The sequence below is a fragment of the Enterorhabdus sp. P55 genome, assembly GCF_009911695.1.
In the GTDB taxonomy this organism is placed as follows: Bacteria; Actinomycetota; Coriobacteriia; order Coriobacteriales; family Eggerthellaceae; genus Enterorhabdus.
Window position 1 is genome coordinate 1 of sequence record NZ_QWKK01000253.1, and the last position, 828, is coordinate 828.

General features: G+C 36.4%; 1 protein-coding gene. It reads left to right on the forward strand.

Annotated features, from left to right (window positions below; translation table 11 throughout):
• The coding region (locus D1643_RS11625; protein ID WP_201751118.1) for a Cna B-type domain-containing protein at positions 1–828 on the forward strand (828 nt) is incomplete at both ends.

Genomic DNA, 828 nt, shown 5'->3' on the forward strand with positions numbered 1-828 from the left:
TCATGACAATTAAATTCTTACATGAAATTTCGACAGCATATTCTGTTCATTATCGAACATTAATCAACAGTTCTAAGATAAATGATACGTTGAGTAATACAGTGACTGTCACTGGTACAGGTAAAAAAGTAGTTAATAAAGAAGTTACAACATCACATGAGGTTGTAAACAATAGTGGAACTGCTGAAGGAACGAATTTAGACTATCAATTGACTAAGGTTGATAAGGATACTGACAAGGTTCTAAGCGGTGTTAAATTTGAACTTTGGTCATACAAAAATAATGCTAAAGGTCAACTATTGCGTACAGGAACAACGGATGATAAGGGCCAAATCAGATGGAATAATCTGAAGAGTGGTAAGTATATTCTTGTAGAAACGGCACCGACTGATTATCAAACGGTTACAGACAAAATTATTACATTGAAGGCTGCTGATGCTAATTCTGATAAGCTTGTTACTAGTACAATCACAAATGAGAAGGTTAAAATTTCGGTTAGTGGTGAGAAAACTTGGGTAGATAATAATGACCAAGATGGTGTACGACCAGATGAAATTACGGTTAACTTGTTAGCAGATGGTAAAAAGGTTGACTCAAAGAAAGTGACCGCAAAAGATGGTTGGAAGTATAAATTTAATAACTTAGATAAGTTCAAGGCTGGTCAAGCAATTAAGTACACGGTTGACGAAGCAGCGGTTGACGGGTACAAGACAACGTATAATGGCAATAACATTGTTAATACGCATCAGGTAGCTAAGACGAGTGTGTCAGGTCAAAAGACGTGGTCAGACCATGATAATCAAGATGGTATACGGCCGGATGAAATTA